The 18172-nt window shown below is 56.7% G+C and carries 21 protein-coding genes and 3 pseudogenes; 7 read left to right on the top strand and 17 right to left on the bottom strand.

The annotated features are described in order from the left end of the window. Window positions 1-156 precede the first annotated feature (156 nt). Window positions 157-693 carry a DUF924 family protein gene (locus tag FHC51_RS16235; RefSeq protein WP_114387110.1) on the top strand — a complete coding sequence of 179 codons (537 nt, stop codon included), beginning with the start codon at window positions 157-159 and terminating at the stop codon, window positions 691-693. On the opposite strand, the gene FHC51_RS16230 is transcribed toward FHC51_RS16235, so the two are convergent. Continuing rightward, entirely contained in the window at window positions 690-1487 is a 798-nt protein-coding gene (locus FHC51_RS16230) for a PhzF family phenazine biosynthesis protein (protein ID WP_220436044.1), read from the bottom strand. The two genes, FHC51_RS16235 and FHC51_RS16230, sit on opposite strands and share 4 nt — an antisense overlap. Window positions 1488-1504: 17 nt before the next feature. After that, the gene (locus FHC51_RS16225; RefSeq protein WP_220436043.1) at window positions 1505-2293 is read right to left on the bottom strand and encodes a PhzF family phenazine biosynthesis protein; all 789 of its coding nucleotides are present in this window, start codon (window positions 2291-2293) and stop codon (window positions 1505-1507) included. Window positions 2294-2468: 175 nt separating this feature from the next. Between FHC51_RS16225 and FHC51_RS16220 the strand changes: the two genes are divergently transcribed. Further along, window positions 2469-3665: a sugar transporter gene (locus tag FHC51_RS16220; protein WP_220436042.1), complete on the top strand. Its 1197-nt coding sequence runs from the start codon at window positions 2469-2471 to the stop codon at window positions 3663-3665. Window positions 3666-3704: 39 nt separating this feature from the next. On the opposite strand, the gene FHC51_RS16215 is transcribed toward FHC51_RS16220, so the two are convergent. Beyond that, complete coding sequence (locus FHC51_RS16215) at window positions 3705-4370, bottom strand: MarC family NAAT transporter (protein ID WP_220436041.1); 666 nt, start codon at window positions 4368-4370, stop codon at window positions 3705-3707. A gap of 257 nt (window positions 4371-4627) precedes the next feature. Between FHC51_RS16215 and marR the strand changes: the two genes are divergently transcribed. The 3 genes from marR to marB are packed head-to-tail and all read left to right on the top strand — an operon-like array spanning window position 4628 to window position 5733. Next, window positions 4628-5062 (top strand): multiple antibiotic resistance transcriptional regulator MarR, encoded by a 435-nt coding sequence (marR, locus tag FHC51_RS16210; RefSeq protein ID WP_103824448.1) that lies wholly within the window; start codon window positions 4628-4630, stop codon window positions 5060-5062. A gap of 18 nt (window positions 5063-5080) precedes the next feature. Then, window positions 5081-5464: an MDR efflux pump AcrAB transcriptional activator MarA gene (marA, locus tag FHC51_RS16205; protein ID WP_139156372.1), complete on the top strand. Its 384-nt coding sequence runs from the start codon at window positions 5081-5083 to the stop codon at window positions 5462-5464. Window positions 5465-5517: 53 nt separating this feature from the next. Then, window positions 5518-5733, top strand: a complete 216-nt coding sequence (gene marB / locus FHC51_RS16200; protein WP_103179554.1) for a multiple antibiotic resistance protein MarB — start codon at window positions 5518-5520, stop codon at window positions 5731-5733. A 32-nt stretch (window positions 5734-5765) separates the two neighbouring features. On the opposite strand, the gene eamA is transcribed toward marB, so the two are convergent. Next, window positions 5766-6665, bottom strand: a complete 900-nt coding sequence (gene eamA, locus FHC51_RS16195) for an O-acetylserine/cysteine exporter (RefSeq protein ID WP_220436040.1) — start codon at window positions 6663-6665, stop codon at window positions 5766-5768. A 191-nt stretch (window positions 6666-6856) separates the two neighbouring features. On the opposite strand from eamA, the gene ydeE reads away from it, so the two are divergent. Further along, window positions 6857-8050 carry an efflux MFS transporter YdeE gene (ydeE, locus tag FHC51_RS16190; protein ID WP_220436039.1) on the top strand — a complete coding sequence of 398 codons (1194 nt, stop codon included), beginning with the start codon at window positions 6857-6859 and terminating at the stop codon, window positions 8048-8050. A gap of 62 nt (window positions 8051-8112) precedes the next feature. Here ydeE and zinT read toward each other — a convergent pair whose 3' ends face one another. The 13 genes and pseudogenes from zinT to FHC51_RS22985 form a co-directional block, all read right to left on the bottom strand. Next, window positions 8113-8754: a metal-binding protein ZinT gene (gene zinT, locus FHC51_RS16185; RefSeq protein WP_220436038.1), complete on the bottom strand. Its 642-nt coding sequence runs from the start codon at window positions 8752-8754 to the stop codon at window positions 8113-8115. A 67-nt stretch (window positions 8755-8821) separates the two neighbouring features. Then, entirely contained in the window at window positions 8822-9520 is a 699-nt protein-coding gene (gene urtE / locus FHC51_RS16180) for an urea ABC transporter ATP-binding subunit UrtE (RefSeq protein WP_220436037.1), read from the bottom strand. Window positions 9521-9529: 9 nt separating this feature from the next. After that, the gene (gene urtD, locus FHC51_RS16175; protein WP_103179546.1) at window positions 9530-10327 is read right to left on the bottom strand and encodes an urea ABC transporter ATP-binding protein UrtD; all 798 of its coding nucleotides are present in this window, start codon (window positions 10325-10327) and stop codon (window positions 9530-9532) included. Further along, complete coding sequence (gene urtC / locus FHC51_RS16170; RefSeq protein ID WP_220436036.1) at window positions 10327-11400, bottom strand: urea ABC transporter permease subunit UrtC; 1074 nt, start codon at window positions 11398-11400, stop codon at window positions 10327-10329. Before urtC ends, urtD begins: the two co-directional genes overlap by 1 nt. After that, window positions 11400-12974, bottom strand: coding sequence for an urea ABC transporter permease subunit UrtB (gene urtB / locus FHC51_RS16165; protein WP_220436035.1), 1575 nt, complete (start codon window positions 12972-12974; stop codon window positions 11400-11402). The genes urtC and urtB overlap by 1 nt, the downstream gene beginning before the upstream one ends. Before the next feature lie 23 nt (window positions 12975-12997). Further along, window positions 12998-14269, bottom strand: coding sequence for an urea ABC transporter substrate-binding protein (urtA, locus tag FHC51_RS16160; RefSeq protein WP_103824459.1), 1272 nt, complete (start codon window positions 14267-14269; stop codon window positions 12998-13000). 204 nt (window positions 14270-14473) lie between these two features. Further along, window positions 14474-15577, bottom strand: coding sequence for a cobalamin-independent methionine synthase II family protein (locus tag FHC51_RS16155; RefSeq protein WP_220436034.1), 1104 nt, complete (start codon window positions 15575-15577; stop codon window positions 14474-14476). Between the two features lie 311 nt (window positions 15578-15888). Further along, window positions 15889-16212 (bottom strand): hypothetical protein, encoded by a 324-nt coding sequence (locus FHC51_RS16150; RefSeq protein ID WP_220436033.1) that lies wholly within the window; start codon window positions 16210-16212, stop codon window positions 15889-15891. A 116-nt stretch (window positions 16213-16328) separates the two neighbouring features. After that, the gene (locus tag FHC51_RS22990; RefSeq protein WP_231604280.1) at window positions 16329-16463 is read right to left on the bottom strand and encodes a hypothetical protein; all 135 of its coding nucleotides are present in this window, start codon (window positions 16461-16463) and stop codon (window positions 16329-16331) included. Window positions 16464-16493: 30 nt separating this feature from the next. Beyond that, window positions 16494-16802 (bottom strand): hypothetical protein, encoded by a 309-nt coding sequence (locus tag FHC51_RS16145; protein ID WP_220436032.1) that lies wholly within the window; start codon window positions 16800-16802, stop codon window positions 16494-16496. After that, window positions 16776-16892 (bottom strand): annotated as a pseudogene (locus tag FHC51_RS23110) (hypothetical protein); the annotation flags it as partial. The gene FHC51_RS16145 and the pseudogene FHC51_RS23110, both read right to left, overlap by 27 nt. 588 nt (window positions 16893-17480) lie before the next feature. Next, window positions 17481-17699 (bottom strand): annotated as a pseudogene (locus tag FHC51_RS16140) (M3 family metallopeptidase); the annotation flags it as partial. After that, window positions 17674-18057: pseudogene (locus tag FHC51_RS22985) on the bottom strand (hypothetical protein); the annotation flags it as partial. The pseudogenes FHC51_RS22985 and FHC51_RS16140, both read right to left, overlap by 26 nt. A gap of 55 nt (window positions 18058-18112) precedes the next feature. Here FHC51_RS22985 and FHC51_RS23280 point away from each other — a divergent pair. Then, window positions 18113-18172, top strand: a 60-nt coding sequence (locus tag FHC51_RS23280; protein ID WP_130054469.1) for an IS1 family transposase, incomplete at its 3' end; no start/stop codon positions are given.

Genomic DNA, 18172 nt, shown 5'->3' with positions numbered 1-18172 from the left:
GCGGCTGCGCCTTACCCGGCCTACGGGGGGGTGTAGGCCCGTGCAAGCGCAGCGCCGCTGGGCGATGCCGACGAGGGTAATGAGTGCCCCTCTCCCACAGAGAGTGAGCAACAATTGTGCTACGTTTTAACCACTATCCCCAACGCCGGAGCTACCATGGAATACACCCCGCTTCTTGAATTCTGGTTTCACGACCAACACCAGGCGCTCTGGTTTTCCCGTAACGATGATTTTGACGCCCAGTGCAAACATCGCTTCTACCCGTTGTGGCAGGCCGCCTGCCGGGGGGAGCTATTTCACTGGCGGGACAGGCCGCACGGACGGCTGGCGGAAATTATTTTGCTGGATCAGCTTTCGCGTAACCTGAACCGCAACGATCCCCGCGCCTGGCAGCAGGATGGTATGGCCCTGATTCTGGCTCAGGAGCTGGTTTATCAGCCGATGTGGCATGAACTGGACAGCAACCAAAAGGGCGTCTCGCTACTGCCGATGATGCATGCGGAATCACGGGTCATTCATCAGGAAGCAGAGCGGCTGTTTACCGCCCTGAATGAGCCGGGCTTTCTCAATGCGGAAATCAAACACCGCGCGATTATTGCGCGCTTTGGCCGCTATCCGCACCGCAACAGCATTATGGGGAGAAGCTCCACCCCTGAAGAGGTGGAGTGGTTAAAGCACAACAAAGGCTTCTAAAGCGTGCGGAGGAAAACGGTGCCCTTCAGATAGAGCGCCGCCTGCCCGCTAATCAACACCCTGTCGCCCTTCAGCTCGCAGCGCAGATCGCCGCCGCGAGCGGAGACCTGGCGAGCCTGCATAGCAGTTTTACCCAGCTTCTCGCTCCAGTAAGGGATCAACATGCTGTGGGCGGAGCCAGTAACCGGATCTTCCGCCACCCCTTCGCCCGGGCAGAAGAAGCGGCTGACAAAGTCATACTCATCCCCCGGGGCGGTGACGCAGACCATCTTACCCAGCGGCATCATGCCGTCGATATCCGGGGTTAGGGCCTCAACCTGCTGCTGGTTTTCCAGCACTACCATATAATCGCGCCCTGCCCGCACCTCTTTCGCCTCACGGATACCCAGGGTGCTGAACAGCAGTTCGGGTGGGTTTTCCACCGCCTCACAACCCCATGCCGGGAAGTCCAGCGTCAGCCAGTCGCCGCTGCGCTTAACCCGCAGTTCGCCGACAAAGCGGGTGGAAAAAACGATCTCCGTGTGCGGGTAGTCGAGATATTCAAAAATCACGTGGGCGCTGGCAAGCGTGGCGTGACCGCACAGGTTAATTTCATGCAGCGTGGTAAACCAGCGCAGCTCAAAACCGGTATCGGTGCGCACGAAAAACGCGGTCTCCGACTGGTTATGCTGCTGTGCCATCTTTAACAGAACCTCATCCGGCAGCCACGCCTCCAGAGGGCAAACGGCTGCAGGATTCCCACCAAATGCGCGGTCGCTAAACGCATCGACCAGATACAATGCTATTTCTTTCATTGGGTTAACCCTTGTTATTAGCGTAAAAACAGATGACCTTTCATGTAGAGTGATGCCTTGCCGCTCATCAGCACCCGGTCGCCCTTCAGTTCACAACGCACATCGCCACCCCTCGCAGAGACCTGGCGGGCAAACAGCGAGGTTTTGTTCAGCTTTTCACTCCAGTAGGGGATCAGCATGGTATGCGCCGAGCCGGTAACCGGATCTTCCCACAATGCCACGCCCGGCGAGAAAAAGCGGCTGACAAAATCGTATTCGCCCTCGCCCCGGGCGGTAATCGACACTTTGTGCTCGCCGGGGGTCATGGCCTGAATATCAGGCGTAACCGCCTCAACCTGCTGACGGTTTTCCAGCACCAGCACCCAGGCGCGTCCCTTACGGGCCTCGACATAGCGGTCAATCCCCAGCGCGTGGAGCATCTCTGGCGGTGGGGTCTGGGCCTCCGTCGGACAGGCCGGGAAATCGAGGGTTAACCAGTCACCGTCCCGGCTGACGGTGAGCCTGCCGGAAGCAGTATCAAAATGGATCCGGGCATCGGGATAGTCCATCTCGTTGAACAACACCCAGGCGGTGGCAAGCGTCGCGTGGCCGCAGAGGTTGACCTCGCCGTGGGTGGTAAACCAGCGCAGTTCGATGCCACCTTTATGGCGCACAAAAAAGGCGGTCTCCGACTGATTATGCTCCTGCGTCATCTTCAGTAGCGTCTCATCCGGCAACCACTCCGCGAGGGGGCACACTGCTGCCGGATTACCGCCAAATGCGCTATCGCTAAACGCATCAACGAGATAAAACTCAATTTCCTGCATCGCTCTACCTACTGTTAACTTAATGTTGCATCCTATATTCATGGAAAATAACCGATTTCACCAGCGATTACTTTGCCACCACAGTGAGATCTGCATCACAAAATGATTGTATTTCCATCAGTGATGGTTTTAAGATCAAAACACCTCATATACCTAACCGATCCCTGACATTCCTATGACAACCAACACAGTTTCCCGCCGGGTCGCATGGCTACGGGTGGTGACCCTCGCCGTCGCCGCGTTTATCTTTAACACCACGGAGTTCGTCCCTGTCGGGTTGCTTTCGGACATCGCCAGCAGTTTCGGCATGGAGACGGCGCAGGTGGGGATCATGCTTACCATCTACGCCTGGGTGGTAGCGCTGATGTCGCTCCCCTTTATGCTGCTCACCAGCCAGATTGAGCGCCGCGCGTTGCTGATCGGCCTGTTCGTGCTGTTTATCGCCAGCCATGTGCTGTCGTTCCTGGCATGGAACTTTACCGTACTGGTGATAAGCCGGATCGGGATTGCGTTTGCCCACGCCATTTTCTGGTCGATTACCGCCTCGCTGGCTATCCGCCTGGCCCCGGCTGGGAAGCGCGCCCAGGCGCTGAGCCTGCTGGCGACCGGCACCGCGCTGGCGATGGTGCTTGGGCTGCCGCTGGGCCGCATCGTCGGGCAATATTTTGGCTGGCGTACCACCTTTTTCGTTATCGGCCTCGGGGCGCTGTTCACCCTGCTGTGTCTGATTAAACTGTTGCCGAAACTGCCGAGCGAGCACTCCGGCTCCCTGAAAAGCCTGCCGCTGCTGGTGCGTCGCCCTGCGCTGATGAGCCTCTATCTGCTGACGGTCGTCGTGGTGACTGCGCACTACACCGCCTACAGCTATATCGAGCCGTTTGTGCAGTCGGTTGCCGGATTCAGCGCCCGCTTCGCCACGGTACTGCTGTTGCTGTTGGGCGGCGCCGGCATTATCGGCAGCCTGCTGTTCGGTAAGCTCGGCAACCGTCACGCCTCTACGCTGGTCAGCAGCGCTATTGGCCTGCTGCTGGTCTGTCTGCTGCTTCTGCTCCCCGCCTCCGGGAGCGAAATGCATCTGGCGCTGCTGAGCCTGGTCTGGGGCGTGGCGATCATGATTATTGGTCTTGGGATGCAGGTTAAAGTGCTGGCGCTGGCGCCCGATGCCACCGACGTGGCGATGGCGCTCTTTTCCGGCATTTTCAATCTGGGGATTGGCGCAGGTGCGCTGGTGGGGAATCAGATAAGCCTGCATCTGTCGATGGCATCAATCGGCTATCTGGGGGCGATACCGGCGCTGGCGGCGTTAATCTGGTCGGTATTGATTTTCCGCAAATGGCCCGTCACGCTGGAAGAGCAGCCCCATCACGGCTAGCGAGGCGAACGGGTGGCGGAATGCCACCCGGTTCAATGATTAGGGGTAGGTCTGGATAATTTCCAGCACGCCGTTAATGATAAACTGCACGCCCATGCAGACCAGCAGGAAGCCCATCAGGCGGGAGATCGCTTCGATACCATCTTTGCCTACCCAGCGCATAATGGCGCCGGAGCTGCGCAGACAGCCCCAAAGGATCACGCCGATAAGGGCGAAGATCAGCGGCGGCGCAAGCATCACCACCCATTCCGGAAAAGTTGACCCGCTACGCACCGTTGAGGCAGAGCTGATGATCATAGCAATGGTGCCCGGCCCTGCGGTGCTGGGCATCGCCAAAGGCACAAAGCCGATATTCGGCACCTCTTTACCCGGCCTCTCCTCAAGCGCGTCCTGCGCGTCGGTGGTATCCGTCGCTTTTTGCGCCGGGAACAGCATTCTGAAGCCGATAAAAGCAACGATCAGTCCACCCGCGATACGCAGGCCGGGAATAGAGATCCCGAAGGTGTTCATGACCAGCTGCCCGGCGTAGTACGCCACCATCATGATCGCGAAGACGTATACGGATGCCATGAGCGACTGGTGGTTACGTTGCTCACGGTTCATATCGCCCGCCAGACCCAGGAACAGCGCAACGGTAGTTAACGGGTTAGCCAGCGGCAGCAATACCACCAGCCCAAGCCCAATTGCTTTAATTAAATCAACCATTTTACTGAGTTGTCCTTATCAAAATTTAACCGGGCAATTATAAGGTTAAACCGCCTGTTTCAGCCACGCACACATCGTAAGTAATATTTTCGTTACGGAATCAATTTATTCTGGTGATGGATAGAACGACAAAACGGGCAAAAACTTGATCTGAATCGCTTTAGCAAATCGTGTCATAAGCAAATGCATTCAGTTGACTTATAGTTGCCTGAGCAATAATATCTGCCGTGATTAAACTACTTGCCAGGGCAACCATTGTGAAAAGCACCAGTGACCTCTTCAACGAAATCATTCCGCTGGGTCGCCTTATCTATATGGTTAACCAGAAGAAAGATCGCCTGCTCAATGACTATCTGTCGCCGCTGGATATCACCGCTACGCAGTTTAAAGTGCTTTGTTCTGTGCGCTGCGAAGGGTGTATTACCCCGGTTGAGCTGAAGAAAATCTTATCTGTGGACCTCGGCGCGCTGACCCGAATGATCGATCGGCTGGTCTGCAAAGGGTGGATTGAACGCCGCCCGAATCCGAATGACAAACGCGGCGTGCTGTTGCAACTGACCAGCAACGGCGCGGAAATGTGTGAAAAATGTCATCAATTAGTAGGACAAGAGCTGCACCAGGAACTAACAAAAAACTTAACGGCGGACGAAGTGGCAACTCTTGAGCGTTTGCTTAAGAAAATCCTGCCGTAAACAGAAAGAGGTATGACGATGTCCAGACGCAATACTGACGCCATCACTATTCATAGCATTTTGGACTGGATCGAAGATAACCTGGAGTCACCGCTCTCGCTTGAAAAAGTGTCTGAGCGCTCAGGTTACTCAAAATGGCACCTGCAACGGATGTTTAAAAAAGAGACCGGCCACTCATTAGGCCAGTACATCCGCAGCCGCAAATTAACGGAAATCGCACAGAAGCTGAAGGAAAGTAACGAGCCGATCCTGTATCTGGCTGAGCGTTACGGGTTTGAATCGCAACAGACCCTGACCCGCACGTTCAAGAACTACTTCGATGTGCCGCCGCATAAATACCGTATTACCAATATGCATGGGGAATCCCGGTATCTGCTTCCGATCAATCATTGTAACTGCTAATCGCCTGTATTAAGAGCCTGGTGAGTTAGGCTCTAAGACGTATCGAGGAAATCATGAAACTATTCGCTTCCGCCGCCTTTACCGCTTTGGTGCTGGTCTCAGGCCAGAGTTTTGCGGAGCAAACGCCATCCGTGCCGCAGCCACACAGCCGCGACACGATGATTCTGCCGACCGCTAACGGTCAGTCGCCTCACGATTTTAACCATATGGGCGCAGGCAGCGACAAATCCGACGAATTAGGGGTGCCGTACTACAATCAGCACAATTAATTCGTTTTGCCCCGCCCGCGCGGGGCTTTTTTTTAGCTTCTCACCCGCGCTGTCCGGCGCACGCGAAAACCAAAGACATTAATATAGAGCCCTGCCATCACCAGAATTGCCCCTGCAAGTTGCAATGCGCCGAGCTTTTCATCCAACAGCAGCGCCGCGCTGGCGATCCCCACCACCGGTACTAACAGCGACAGCGGCGCCACCCGCCAGGTTTCGTAGCGTCCGAGCAGTGAGCCCCAGATGCCATAGCCGATAATGGTGGCGACAAAGGCCAGGTAGAAAAGCGACAAAATGGTGGTGAGATCGAGAGTGACCAGGCTGTTAAGCATGACCGTCGGGCCATCCATCAGCCAGGAGGCCAGCATAAAGGGCACAATCGGAATAAGCGCGCTCCACACCACCAGCGACATCACCGCCGGACGCGTCTCCAGCTGCATGATCTTTTTGTTGAAAATGTTGCCGCAGGCCCAGCTGAATGCCGCCGCCAGAGTCAGTAAAAAGCCCAGCAGCGCGACGTGCTGCCCGTTGAGGCTGGCCTCTGCCAGCACCAGCACGCCGACGACGGCCAGAGCGATCCCCGCCAGCTGCTTACCCTGCAGCCGCTCGCCAAACACCATTGCTCCAAGGATGATGGTAAAGAATGCCTGCGCCTGCAGCACCAGGGAAGCCAGCCCGGCAGGCATGCCGAAGTTAATGGCGCAAAACAGAAAGGCAAACTGACCAAAGCTGATGGTCAGACCGTAGCCCAGCAACAGACGAAACGGGATTTTCGGGCGTGCGACAAAAAAGAGCGCCGGGAAGGCTACCAGCAGAAAGCGTAAACCGGCCAGCATCAGCGGGGGCATATTGTGCAGCCCGACTTTGATCACCACAAAATTCAGTCCCCAAACCACCACGACCAGCAACGCCAGCAGCCCGTCTTTGCGCGTCATACCCTGCCCCTGTTTATTAAATTTTTGTAAACACTTATCAAAGTAACCAAAAAAACGGGCGAGGAACAGATCATTAATTCTGACAGGCAGGCAAAGCACTTAGGGATAAATTGGGTGCTATACAAGATGCTTATGGCGTGATAATCCTGATAGATATTACAAAAATTTACATGCATTTGTCGGGCAGGAAAATGAAACAGTCTCTCAGGCGTTCAACCGCAGCGCTGCTGGCGTCATCGCTATTACTCACCATTGGCCGCGGCGCCACGCTGCCGTTTATGACCATCTATTTAACCCGCGTCTTCAACATGAGCGTGGAGAATATTGGTTATGCCCTGACGGTGGCCCTGACGATTGGCGTGGTATTCAGCTTAGGGTTTGGCATTCTGGCCGACAAGTTCGATAAAAACCGCTATATGCTGATCGCCATTACCGCAGTGGCGTTGGGCTTTCTGGCGATTCCGCTGGTGGATAATGCAGTCATGGTGGTGCTGGCATTCTCGCTCATCAACTGCGCCTATTCGGTCTTTTCCACGGTGCTGAAGGCGTGGTTTTCCGATGTGCTGAGCCCGGCGGAAAAGGCGCGCGTTTTCTCGTTAAACTACAGTTTTCTGAACATTGGCTGGACCATTGGACCGCCGCTGAGCACGCTGCTGGTGATGTACAGCCTGCAACTGCCGTTCTGGGTTGCCGCCTTCTGCGCTGCGCTGCCGCTGGTTTTAGTTCAGCGCTATGTGCAGAAAAGCGTGGCGGCCGACGGTGAAAACGCCCCGGTGCCGTGGCAGCCCTCGGTGCTGCTTCGTGACCGGGCGCTGTTCTGGTATACCCTCTCCGGGCTGCTGGCCTCCTACGTGGGCGGCTCGTTCGCCAGCTGTATCTCTCAGTATGTGCTGGCGGCCGATTACGACAGCGATTTTGCCCAAAAGGTGGTGGCTGTGGTGCTCCCGGTGAATGCCGCGCTGGTGGTCTCCCTGCAATACATCATTGGTCGCAAACTGTCGGCACGTAATATTCGCCCGCTGATGACCCTGGGCACCCTATTTTTCGTTCTTGGTCTGGCGGGGTTTATGCTCTCCGGCGAGAATCTGGTCTACTGGGGTATTGCCGCGGCGGTGTTTACCATCGGCGAAATTATTTATGCGCCAGGCGAATATATGCTTATCGACAATATCGCCCCACCGGGCATGAAGGCGAGCTACTTCTCCGCCCAGGCGCTCGGCTGGCTGGGTGCGGCGTTTAACCCGATGATCACCGGGCTGATACTAACCCACCTTCCGCACTGGTCGCTGTTTGTGATCATGATGGTCGCCATTGTGCTGGCGTGGATGATGATTTTGCGCGGGATGCGGATGAAGGCGTGGGATGAAACGCCCAATTTAATATAGCGTAGAGCTTTAGTAGGCCGGGTAAGGCGCAGCCGCCACCCGGCACACATATCGCACCGAAATTAATGGTGCAACATCTCCTCAACGACCTGCTCTTTATACATTTCGTTTGGATAGTAGGTTGGCCAGTTGTCCATCTCTTTTAATAACGCCTCGTGGGAAGTATTGCCCATAAAGATATGGAAATGGCTGGACTGGCGCGGGCCGATAATATGGTCGCTGAACTGGACAAATTTCGGCGCCTGGCTGCTGGCGTCCTTACATTCAAACAGGTAGCGCACCCCTTTTTTACCGGACGCGTAAGTCAGGATCTTATAGCCGTTAGAGACATATTCGCAGCTGGCGACGTTTTTCCCGCGATGAAATTCCATCACATTATTTTCGATGCCGATGCTCTCTACGTCGGTGGCGTAACCGGTACGGTAGTAGGCTTTTACCTGATCAAAAGTTTTACTCTTGTCTTTCTCCGCCTTCTTTTTGAATACCGGGTCGAGATCGCCGCTCAGCAGAAACGGATAGACCGACTGCCAGACGCCGTCCCAGTTGGACAGCGGGCGATCCTTTACGTCTTTGTCGTCAAACACGCCGTTAGCCGCTTTTTGTTCCGCCTCGGTCATCTGATGTCCGTGGGAATGGGCATACAGCTGGCCGCTGACCAGCAGCGCCCCCAGAGTCATTGCAAACTTACCAATATGTCCTGCCAAGATAATATCCTCACTCCGTTTAAGTAAGTGAGGATGTTATAGTATAACATTGCGCAAAACAACCCTGTTAAATTGCGACCAGGCCGCGGACACCCTCCTGCTCCATGTTCTCTCCGCGCCCGCGCTGGATAATGCTTCCCCGGGACATGAGCAGATAACTGTCGGCCAGCTCGGCGGCAAAATCATAGAACTGTTCCACCAGCAGGATCGCCATATCGCCCCGGTTGGCGAGCTGGCGGATCACCTGGCCGATCTCCTTGATCACTGACGGCTGAATCCCCTCCGTCGGCTCATCCAGAATCAGCAGCTGCGGACGGCTGGCCAGCGCCCGGCCAATTGCCAGCTGTTGCTGTTGCCCGCCCGAGAGATCGCCGCCCCGACGCTGCTTCATCTCCTGTAATACCGGAAACAGCCGCCAGATCTCGTCGGGCACCTGCTTCGCCTCGCGGGCCGGAAAGCGCGATAAGCCAAGCAGCAGGTTCTCCTCCACCGTCAGGCGGGGAAAAATGTCCCGCCCCTGCGGCACATAGGCGACACCCGCCTGCACCCGCTGGTGCGGTTTAGCCTGGGTAAGATTTGTGCCCTGCCAGAGGATCTCCCCGTTGCGCGCCGGTATCAGCCCCATCAGACACTTCAGCAGCGTGGTTTTACCTACGCCGTTGCGCCCGAGCAGGCAGGTGACTTCGCCCGGCAGCGCCTCAAAGCTGACCCCGCGCAGAATGTGGCTCCCGCCGTAATACTGATTGAGTTCATTAACCTTAAGCATCCGCGCTCCTTAGCGTCCGAGATAGACTTCTATTACCTGCTCGTTGGCCTGCACGTCGCGCAGCGAGCCCTCCGCCAGCACCCGGCCCTGATGGAGCACCGTCACGTGATCGGCAATGGTTTCAACAAAACCCATGTCATGCTCCACCACCATCAGGGAGTGTTTACCCGCCAGGGTGCGGAACAGCTCGGCGGTGTACTCGGTTTCGGCGTCGGTCATCCCGGCGGCCGGTTCGTCGAGCAGTAACAAATGCGGCTCCTGCACCAGCAGCATGCCGATCTCCAGGAACTGCTTCTGGCCGTGCGACAGCAACCCTGCCCTGCGATGCCGCTCCCCGCCGAGGCGAAGCAGGCTTAGCATTTCATTGATCCTGTCCCCCTGCTCGCTGCTCAGCCGGGCGCGCAGGCTGGCCCACACCGATTTATCCCCTTTCATTGCCAGCTCGAGGTTTTCCCATACCGTCAGGGCCTCAAACACCGTCGGCTTCTGGAATTTGCGCCCGATGCCCTGGCGGGCAATGGCTATCGGGTCGAGGGTGGTGAGATCGGTTGTCTGATCGTAAATTGCCCGTCCGCTCTGGGGGCGCGTTTTACCGGTGATAACATCCATCAGGGTGGTTTTCCCGGCGCCGTTGGGGCCAATCACGCAGCGCAACTCCCCCACGCCAATATTGAGCGACAGATCGGTAAGTGCTTTAAAACCGTCAAAGCTGACGTTGATCCCCTCCAGCTGCAACACCGGGTCGGTTTGATCGCGGTAACGATCTCCGGGAAGCTGGCGGGTAAATAACGCTTCGGCTGGCTGCATTATTTATCTCCTTTGCGCAACAGGCCCGTGACCCCGCGCGGTAAAAACAGCGTGACCGCGATAAAGATCAGCCCGAGAAACAGCTGCCAGTACTCCGGCATCACCACGGTAAAAACGCTTTTTGCACCGTTGACCAATGCCGCGCCAATTACCGGGCCGATCAGGGTTCCGCGACCGCCGAGGGCCACCCAGATCGCCGCTTCGATGGAGTTAGTGGGCGACATCTCGCCGGGGTTGATGATCCCGACCTGCGGAACGTAGAGCGCCCCGGCCAGTCCGCACAGCACTGCGGACAGGGTCCAGACCAGCAGTTTAAAACCGCGCGGATCGTAGCCGCAGAAGGTGAGCCGGTTTTCCGCATCCCGCACCGCCGTCAGAATGCGGCCAAACTTGCTTTTCGCCAGCGCATAGCCCACCGCCAGCGAGGCGGCCAGCAGCAGCACGGTGGCAATAAACAATCCGATACGCGTGGTGGTGGCGGTCACGGAAAAGCCCAGCAACGTGGTAAAGCCAGTAAACCCGTTGTTGCCGCCAAAGCCCGTTTCATTGCGGAAGAACAGCAGCATCCCGGCGAAGGTCAGCGCCTGGGTCATGATCGAAAAGTAGACCCCCTTAATTTTCGAGCGGAAGGCAAACCAGCCGAACAGCAGTGCCAGCAGGCCCGGAACCAGCACAATCAGCACCAGCGCCCAGGCGAAATGCTGGGTGCCCCACCAGTACCAGGGTAATTCGCTCCAGGAGAGGAAGGACATAAACGCCGGAAGGCCGTCGCCTGCAGCCTGACGCATCAGGTACATTCCCATGGCGTAGCCGCCGAGGGCAAAAAAGAGACCGTGGCCGAGCGAGAGCATCCCGGCGTAGCCCCACACCAGATCCAGCGCCACGGCAACGATGGCATAGCAGAGGATTTTGCCCACCAGCGTCAACATCCAGGTAGAGACCGCCAGCGGATGGGTGGCGGGCAGCAGCGCCAGAAACGGCAGCACCAGCAGTGCGGCGAGGATCAGGCCGAGGAGTATCGGGACGCTGCGCGGCGCTTTCCGCGCCAGGGTTAAGGTCAGTGGCTGGCTCATCAGTCGATTACCCTCCCTTTCAGTGCAAACAACCCCTGCGGGCGCTTCTGAATAAACAGAATAATCGCCACCAGAATCACAATTTTGCCCAGTACGGCCCCCATCTGCGGCTCGAGGATCTTGTTGAAAATCCCCAGACCAAAGGCGGCCGCCACGCTGCCAGCCAGTTGACCCACACCGCCGAGCACCACCACGAGGAAGGAGTCGATGATGTAACCCTGGCCCAGCTCCGGCCCGACGTTCCCCAGCTGCGACAGCGCCACGCCGCCGAGCCCGGCAATCCCCGATCCCAGCCCAAAAGCCAGCATATCGACGCGCCCGGTCGGTACCCCGCAGCAGGCGGCCATGCTGCGGTTCTGCGTTACCGCCCGCACGTTCAGCCCCAGACGGGTTTTGTTGAGGATGAGCCAGGTGAAAAACAGCACCAGCAGCACAAAGCCCAGCACCACCAGCCGGTTCCACGGCAGGATCAGGCTGGCGTAGACCTGCACGCCGCCGGAGAGCCATGCCGGGTTCGCCACTTCGAGGTTCTGCGCTCCGAAGAGCATGCGCACCAGTTGGATGAGCATCAGGCTGATACCCCAGGTGGCGAGAAGCGTCTCCAGCGGACGGCCATACAGATGACGGATCACCGTGCGCTCAAGGGCCATACCTACCGTCGCCGTCAGCATGAACGCCACCGGCAGCGCCACCAGCGGATAAAAGGTGAGCCACTGTGGGGTAAACTGCGCCATCGCCTGCTGCACCAGCCAGGTGGCGTAAGCCCCGAGCATTAGCATCTCCCCGTGCGCCATATTGATCACCCCCAGCAATCCATAGGTGATCGCCAGCCCGAGCGCGGCCAGCAGCAGAATGGAGCCCAGCGACAGCCCCATAAACGCCTGCCCCAGCAGGTCGCTTATCGTCTGACGATGCTGGATCTGGCGCAGGCTTTCCGCCGCGGCCTCGCGTACTTCACCATCCGGCTCCGTCTGGGCGCGGGTATAGGGCAGCAGGCGGGCCTGCACGTCCGGGTCGCTCGATTCTCCCAGCAGCGTCACCGCCTGCTTGCGCACCGCGGGTTGCGGGCTGGTCAGTTGCAGACTGGCGACGGCGAGGCTCAACACCTGCCGCACCCCATCATCACTTTCACTCGCCAGCTGGCGTTGTAAAAACGGCAGCATCTGCGGCTGGGGATCGCGCTGAAGCTGACGCGCCGCCGCCAGCCTTTCGGTGACACTGTCACCTGTCAGCTGATGGGTAGCGAGCGCGGTGGCGGCCAGCACCCTCAGGCGGTTGGTCAGGCGCACCGCTTTAGGTGAGCCCTGCGCCTGAGCCGCATCACCGAGGGCGATTAACCCGCCCGCCTGGCGGGTAAAAGCGTGTTTGTTGTCGTCGACAACAACATTCTCTTGTTTCAGAGCCTGCAGCAGCGGCAGCCTGGACGGATCCGGCGCGGCGGCCCACTGCTCCAGCAGAACGGCCTGCTGGCTGCGGCTGGCGGCAACAAAATTATCGGCGTCCGTTGCCTGCGCCATCCCTGGCAGCAGTCCGGCAAGCCATACGAGAGCGAAGATCGTGCGCATGACTTTCATGGCTTTACCTCTCTGATCCGGATTCAGTTGCTGGCGGTTTTAATCGGCGTGTCGGGTTTTTTGTCGTTTCCGGCGATGAACGGGCTCCACGGCTGGGCGCGTACCGGCGCTTCGGTCTGCCACACCACGTTGAACTGGCCGTTACCCTCGATTTCACCGATCATTACCGGCTTATGCAGATGGTGGTTGGTGGCATCCATGGTCAGGGTGAAGCCCGACGGCGCTTTAAAGGACTGGCCCGCCATCGCCGCACGCACCTTATCCACATCGGTGGTGCCCGCTTTCTCTACCGCCTGGGCCCACATATGGATGCCTACGTAGGTAGCTTCCATCGGATCGTTGGTCACGACCGTATCGGCGTTTGGCAGCTTCTGCGTTTTCGCCCAGTTTTTGTACGCCGCAACAAAGGTCTGGTTGGCCGGGTTATCCACCGATTCGAAGTAGTTCCACGCCGCCAGGTTACCCACCAGCGGTTTGGTGTCGATGCCGCGCAGCTCCTCTTCCCCTACCGAGAAGGCGACAACCGGTACCTCGGTGGCTTTTACGCCCTGGTTCGCCAGCTCTTTGTAGAACGGTACGTTGGAGTCACCGTTGATGGTGGAGACCACCGCGGTTTTGCCTGCGGCAGAGAATTTCTTGATGCTGGCGACGATGGTCTGGTAATCGCTGTGGCCGAACGGGGTGTAGACCTCTTCGATATCTTTATCCTGAACCCCTTTGGAGTGCAGGAAGGCGCGCAGAATTTTGTTGGTGGTGCGCGGGTAGACATAGTCAGTGCCGAGCAGGAAGAAGCGTTTCGCCGCTCCGCCGTCTTCACTCATCAGGTACTCCACCGCCGGGATAGCCTGCTGGTTAGGCGCGGCCCCGGTGTAGAAGACGTTCGGCGACATCTCTTCCCCTTCGTACTGCACCGGGTAGAACAGCAGACCGTTCAGCTCCTCAAACACTGGCAGAACCGATTTGCGTGAGACCGAGGTCCAGCAGCCAAACACCGCCGCCACTTTATCCTGGCTTAACAGCTGACGCGCTTTTTCGGCAAAGAGCGGCCAGTTGGAGGCCGGGTCTACTACCACCGGCTCCAGTTTTTTACCCAGCACGCCGCCTTTGGCGTTGATCTCATCGATGGTCATCAACGCCACATCCTTAAGCGGCGTTTCCGAAATCGCCATCGTTCCGGAGAGGGAGTGCATGATGCCAATTTTAATGGTGTCGGCGGCCTGCACGCTGAAACTCATCCCCATGGCCACCACAGAGGCCGACAAAGCAAAGGCTTTTAACAAGGTACGACGATGCATAATTTTCACTCCTGAAAAGAAACGCTGTGCGAAATCGTCCGTTACGGCGTGGACGCAGAAAAAGCATTCAGGAGGAGACAGAGCAAAAAGGATGCCAGAACGAAAAATCAGCGAGATCAGGGGGCTGGAGAGGATTTTTAAACTCAGGCGCGGATCAGGATGGCACAGCGTTGCACTTTATTAATGCAACGCTGTGAGAAGCGGTTACCAGACTTCGCTGGCGATTTGCGTGACCAGACGCACCTTGTTCCACTGTTGCGCTTCGGTCAGGGCGTTCCCCTCTTCGGTGGAGGCAAAGCCGCACTGCGGGCTGAGGCAGATCTGATCTTTCGCGACATACTTCGCTGCCTCTTCCAGACGCGCTTTCACCCCTTCCGGGTTCTCCAGCTCGCCGCTTTTGGTGGTGATCAGACCCAGCACCACCTGCTGCTTGCCCGGACGGATAAAGCGTAACGGGGCAAAATCGCCGCTGCGATCGTTGTCGTATTCCAGGAAGAAAGCATCGACGTTGACGGTGCCAAACAGAATCTCGGCCACCGGCTCGTAGCCCCCTTCGGAGATCCAAGTTGACCGGAAGTTGCCGCGGCAGACGTGCAGCCCGATAGTCAGATCGTCCGGCTTGCCTTTCAGCGCCTTGTTTAGCACACGGGCATAGGTACGCGCCAGCTGGTCCGGGTCGTCGCCCCGCTCGCGGATCTGGCGGCGCTGATCGTCGGAGCAGAGATAGGCCCATACGGTATCGTCCAGCTGCAGATTGCGACAGCCCGCGTCGTAGAACGCGTGGATAGCATCGCGCCAAGTTTGCGCCAGATCGTCGAAATAGACCTCCAGATCCGGGTAGACCGTGGCGTCGATCACCTTACGCCCACCGCGGAAATGCAGCACGCTCGGGCTTGGGATGGTCATCTTCGGCTGGGCATTACCGCTGATGCTTTGCAGATAGCGGAAGTCGTCGAGCATCGGATGGCTGCCGAAGCCCAGTTTACCGGTGACGCGCACGCCGTGGGCTTTGGTCTGCACACCATTAAACTGGATCCCCTGCTCAGATTCGTAGCGCTCCACACCCTGCAGACCGTCGAAGAAATCAAAGTGCCACCAGGCGCGACGAAACTCCCCGTCGGTCACCACCTGCAGGCCGCAGGCGCACTGCTGTTCAACCACATGGCGAATCGCCTCGTCTTCTACTGCACGCAGCTGCTGCGCGTTAATCTCACCGCTGGCGAACTGGATCCGTGCCTGCTTGATGGCGTCGGGACGTAAGAAACTGCCTACCACATCGGCACGGTACGGGGCGTGTTGTCGCTGCATGCTTTTCTCCTTTAACTGCCGCCAGGTAATTGCCGACAGTGATAATTCATCTCTTGAAGCTTTAGCCTTCTGGATGGCTAAATGTCTAAAAAAGATGTCACAGCGCCGGGCTTACGGCAAACGAGAAAAATTCACTGGTGTTGAAAAAAATTCATGTTCAGGCTGAAAGGCAAAAAAAACCGCCAGAGACTGGCGGTAAATGCTTGCATGGATAGATTTGTATTTTGCTATCTACGGACCCGGCATTCCATACCAGGTTGCGGATCCTCAATAAGCTAGCATGGGGAAGATAAATAAAGACTAAACATGCGCTATAGCTGCGGGATATTTGCCCTTTTCTGGCGCATGGAGCGGGATAAAAGCCAGATAAGGGTGCAGGCGACCACCGGCACCAGCCAGTCGAGCAGGCTGGCGACATTCCAGACCTGCCAGTCAAACCCGCCCCACCACGGCATATTGGCGCGCTTGCCGTGACCAAACAGAGCAATCCAGCGGTATTCAGCCTGGGTCTGTTCCCGGGCGATAAACCACAGCGAACCCAGCGCCCCGCCCGTACCCCACCGATTCCATTTCAGACCGCACAGACACTGGACACTAAGTGCCGCTAACGCGTGCATAAAAGGGGAAAAATCCATCACGTCTCCTGGCCAATATCGTTGCGCATTATTTTCCACTTTAACGTTTTACCTTTAGACAACATAGCTGTGCACGCTTGACATAAAAAAACCGCCCGAAGGCGGTTATCAAATTTTTATAGCGGTCTCCTGGTGATATCAGGGTCATCCTCGACCAGCGGGTCATTCACATCAGGTGTGTCAGGAATGTCATCATCAGGAAGCGTTTCATCATCAGGAAGAGGATCAACGTAATCTGGACGATCAGTCATAAAACCTCCGTCAAACTTAGTTATGAGAGTCTACCTGGCTTTACCCGGTTTCTGTTTGGATTGGTCATCTTTGGGGTTCTTTTGTGACTGCTTAGACTGATCTTTGTTCGAACCTTGCTCGTTGGATTTCATTTTGAACTCCTGTTGGCATATGCGGCAAATCGCCACCATTAAAATATAAGGCATGCTTATGGTTATATCGAGCGAGGCGGGAGGATAAACAAGAGGTTCAACTGAGCTGGCAGATGCATCTTTCAGGTGAAAAAACCGGGCATTGCGCCCGGTTCTGTTTCCAGCCTGAAAAAGCCCTTCCGCACTCAAGCCGCGATTCACCAGCATCGGTTCAATCTGCGGATCATGCCCACGCCACTAACGATAAAGTTCAGCTAAATCAGTGCCATTCCCGCGGAACAAAATCACGTCGCGGAATCATAGGCATATTTCTTACCTCCAGACGTTGTCCGGGAGCGGTATTGGAGGGGGCTCTCGGCATGAATTAACGACGAGACATATTGATAGTGATTCCCGGAACCCGGAATAAAAAAGGCAGGTTCTGGTCTGCCAATCGATGGGTACTGCGTTGCGCTATGCGCTTATAGTCCCAGGTATGGGGATATCAGATGCGAAAAAGCCCCGGCTAAATGCTTGGGCTTAAAGTGGTTGGCCTGACCTCGCGGATAATTCCAACTTACCGCCGTCCCTTGGCGACGAGGCCAGTGGCGCGGGATGTTATAGATAACAATTAATTGGAAATTAGCTCATAGTGCTCATATCGGGGGTGGTAATGGATCACTGATTACTTCTGCCTCACTGTTGTCGCAAATATCATCGCCCTGGGGCAGATTCCAGATACGAGTAATGATTTGACCCATTTCCAGACCTTCGGATTCACCGTGGGTATAATAGTCGCCAGCGGGTCAATATCGTGGGCTATCGCGAATCATAACGACGACTGGGTGTAAGTGGACAAAAAACCGGGCATCGCGCCCGGTTCAGTTTCCAGCCTGAAAAATCCCTTTACGAACTCAAGCCGCGATTCACCAGCATCGGCTCGATCTGCGGATGGTGCCCACGCCACGCCCGATAAAGTTCAGCTAAATCAGTGCTGTTCCCGCGGGACAAAATCGCCTCGCGGAATTTCTGTCCGTTTTCGCGAGTCAGTCCGCCCTCTTCCACGAACCACTGATAGCCGTCGTCGGCCAGCATTTGGGTCCACAGATAGGCGTAATAGCCTGACAAATTGGTCGCCTTCGTCCATGCTATAGGCCTGCCGTTCAAGGCCGATGAAACTCTTCATCGTCTCGCTCAGGGCTTTCATCGACTTAACGCGCTCCGGCATGCTGATGATGGCATGGTAAAGCTCGTTAAGGCGGTCGCGCCCGTTTTCATCTACGTCCAGCATTAGCTCGCCCAACTTACACAGAGAGTCGACGGCTGCGCACTCCGCCTCAAGCTCATCAAACAGCGCGTTGGCTAGGGTTCTAGCCCGGCGGATATCACTGCAATGCTCCATTCGTACTTTGGCAATAACTTCGGCGGTGGCCTCGATTAGTAGGCGTTCGGATAAAGTTGTTTCGCTGCGTACCTGCTTGCGGGTAATGCTGCCAACTTACTGATTTAGTGTATGATGGTGATTTTAAGGTGCTTGCGTGGCTTCCATTTCCATCAGATGTCCTTCCTGCTCCGCTACTGAAGGCGTGGTGCGTAAC

This window comes from Leclercia sp. EC_58, from assembly GCF_019584355.1.
Taxonomy (GTDB): Bacteria; Pseudomonadota; Gammaproteobacteria; order Enterobacterales; family Enterobacteriaceae; genus Enterobacter.
This window is presented reverse-complemented; position numbering and strand designations above follow the sequence as displayed.

Excerpts from the sequence above, each read along its gene's own strand:
- FHC51_RS16155 (WP_220436034.1), bottom strand. The coding sequence starts at position 15,577 with ATGCAGCGACAACACGCCCCGTACCGTGCCGATGTGGTAGGCAGTTTC.
- ydeE (WP_220436039.1), top strand. The coding sequence starts at position 6,857 with ATGAAACAGTCTCTCAGGCGTTCAACCGCAGCGCTGCTGGCGTCATCG.
- urtA (WP_103824459.1), bottom strand. The coding sequence starts at position 14,269 with ATGCATCGTCGTACCTTGTTAAAAGCCTTTGCTTTGTCGGCCTCTGTG.
- marA (WP_139156372.1), top strand. The coding sequence starts at position 5,081 with ATGTCCAGACGCAATACTGACGCCATCACTATTCATAGCATTTTGGAC.
- FHC51_RS16220 (WP_220436042.1), top strand. The coding sequence starts at position 2,469 with ATGACAACCAACACAGTTTCCCGCCGGGTCGCATGGCTACGGGTGGTG.
- FHC51_RS16235 (WP_114387110.1), top strand. The coding sequence starts at position 157 with ATGGAATACACCCCGCTTCTTGAATTCTGGTTTCACGACCAACACCAG.
- FHC51_RS16225 (WP_220436043.1), bottom strand. The coding sequence starts at position 2,293 with ATGCAGGAAATTGAGTTTTATCTCGTTGATGCGTTTAGCGATAGCGCA.
- marB (WP_103179554.1), top strand. The coding sequence starts at position 5,518 with ATGAAACTATTCGCTTCCGCCGCCTTTACCGCTTTGGTGCTGGTCTCA.
- FHC51_RS16230 (WP_220436044.1), bottom strand. The coding sequence starts at position 1,487 with ATGAAAGAAATAGCATTGTATCTGGTCGATGCGTTTAGCGACCGCGCA.
- urtC (WP_220436036.1), bottom strand. The coding sequence starts at position 11,400 with ATGAGCCAGCCACTGACCTTAACCCTGGCGCGGAAAGCGCCGCGCAGC.
- FHC51_RS16215 (WP_220436041.1), bottom strand. The coding sequence starts at position 4,370 with ATGGTTGATTTAATTAAAGCAATTGGGCTTGGGCTGGTGGTATTGCTG.
- FHC51_RS16145 (WP_220436032.1), bottom strand. The coding sequence starts at position 16,802 with ATGCTGGTGAATCGCGGCTTGAGTGCGGAAGGGCTTTTTCAGGCTGGA.
- urtE (WP_220436037.1), bottom strand. The coding sequence starts at position 9,520 with ATGCTTAAGGTTAATGAACTCAATCAGTATTACGGCGGGAGCCACATT.
- urtD (WP_103179546.1), bottom strand. The coding sequence starts at position 10,327 with ATGCAGCCAGCCGAAGCGTTATTTACCCGCCAGCTTCCCGGAGATCGT.
- FHC51_RS16150 (WP_220436033.1), bottom strand. The coding sequence starts at position 16,212 with ATGGATTTTTCCCCTTTTATGCACGCGTTAGCGGCACTTAGTGTCCAG.
- FHC51_RS22990 (WP_231604280.1), bottom strand. The coding sequence starts at position 16,463 with ATGACTGATCGTCCAGATTACGTTGATCCTCTTCCTGATGATGAAACG.
- urtB (WP_220436035.1), bottom strand. The coding sequence starts at position 12,974 with ATGAAAGTCATGCGCACGATCTTCGCTCTCGTATGGCTTGCCGGACTG.
- eamA (WP_220436040.1), bottom strand. The coding sequence starts at position 6,665 with ATGACGCGCAAAGACGGGCTGCTGGCGTTGCTGGTCGTGGTGGTTTGG.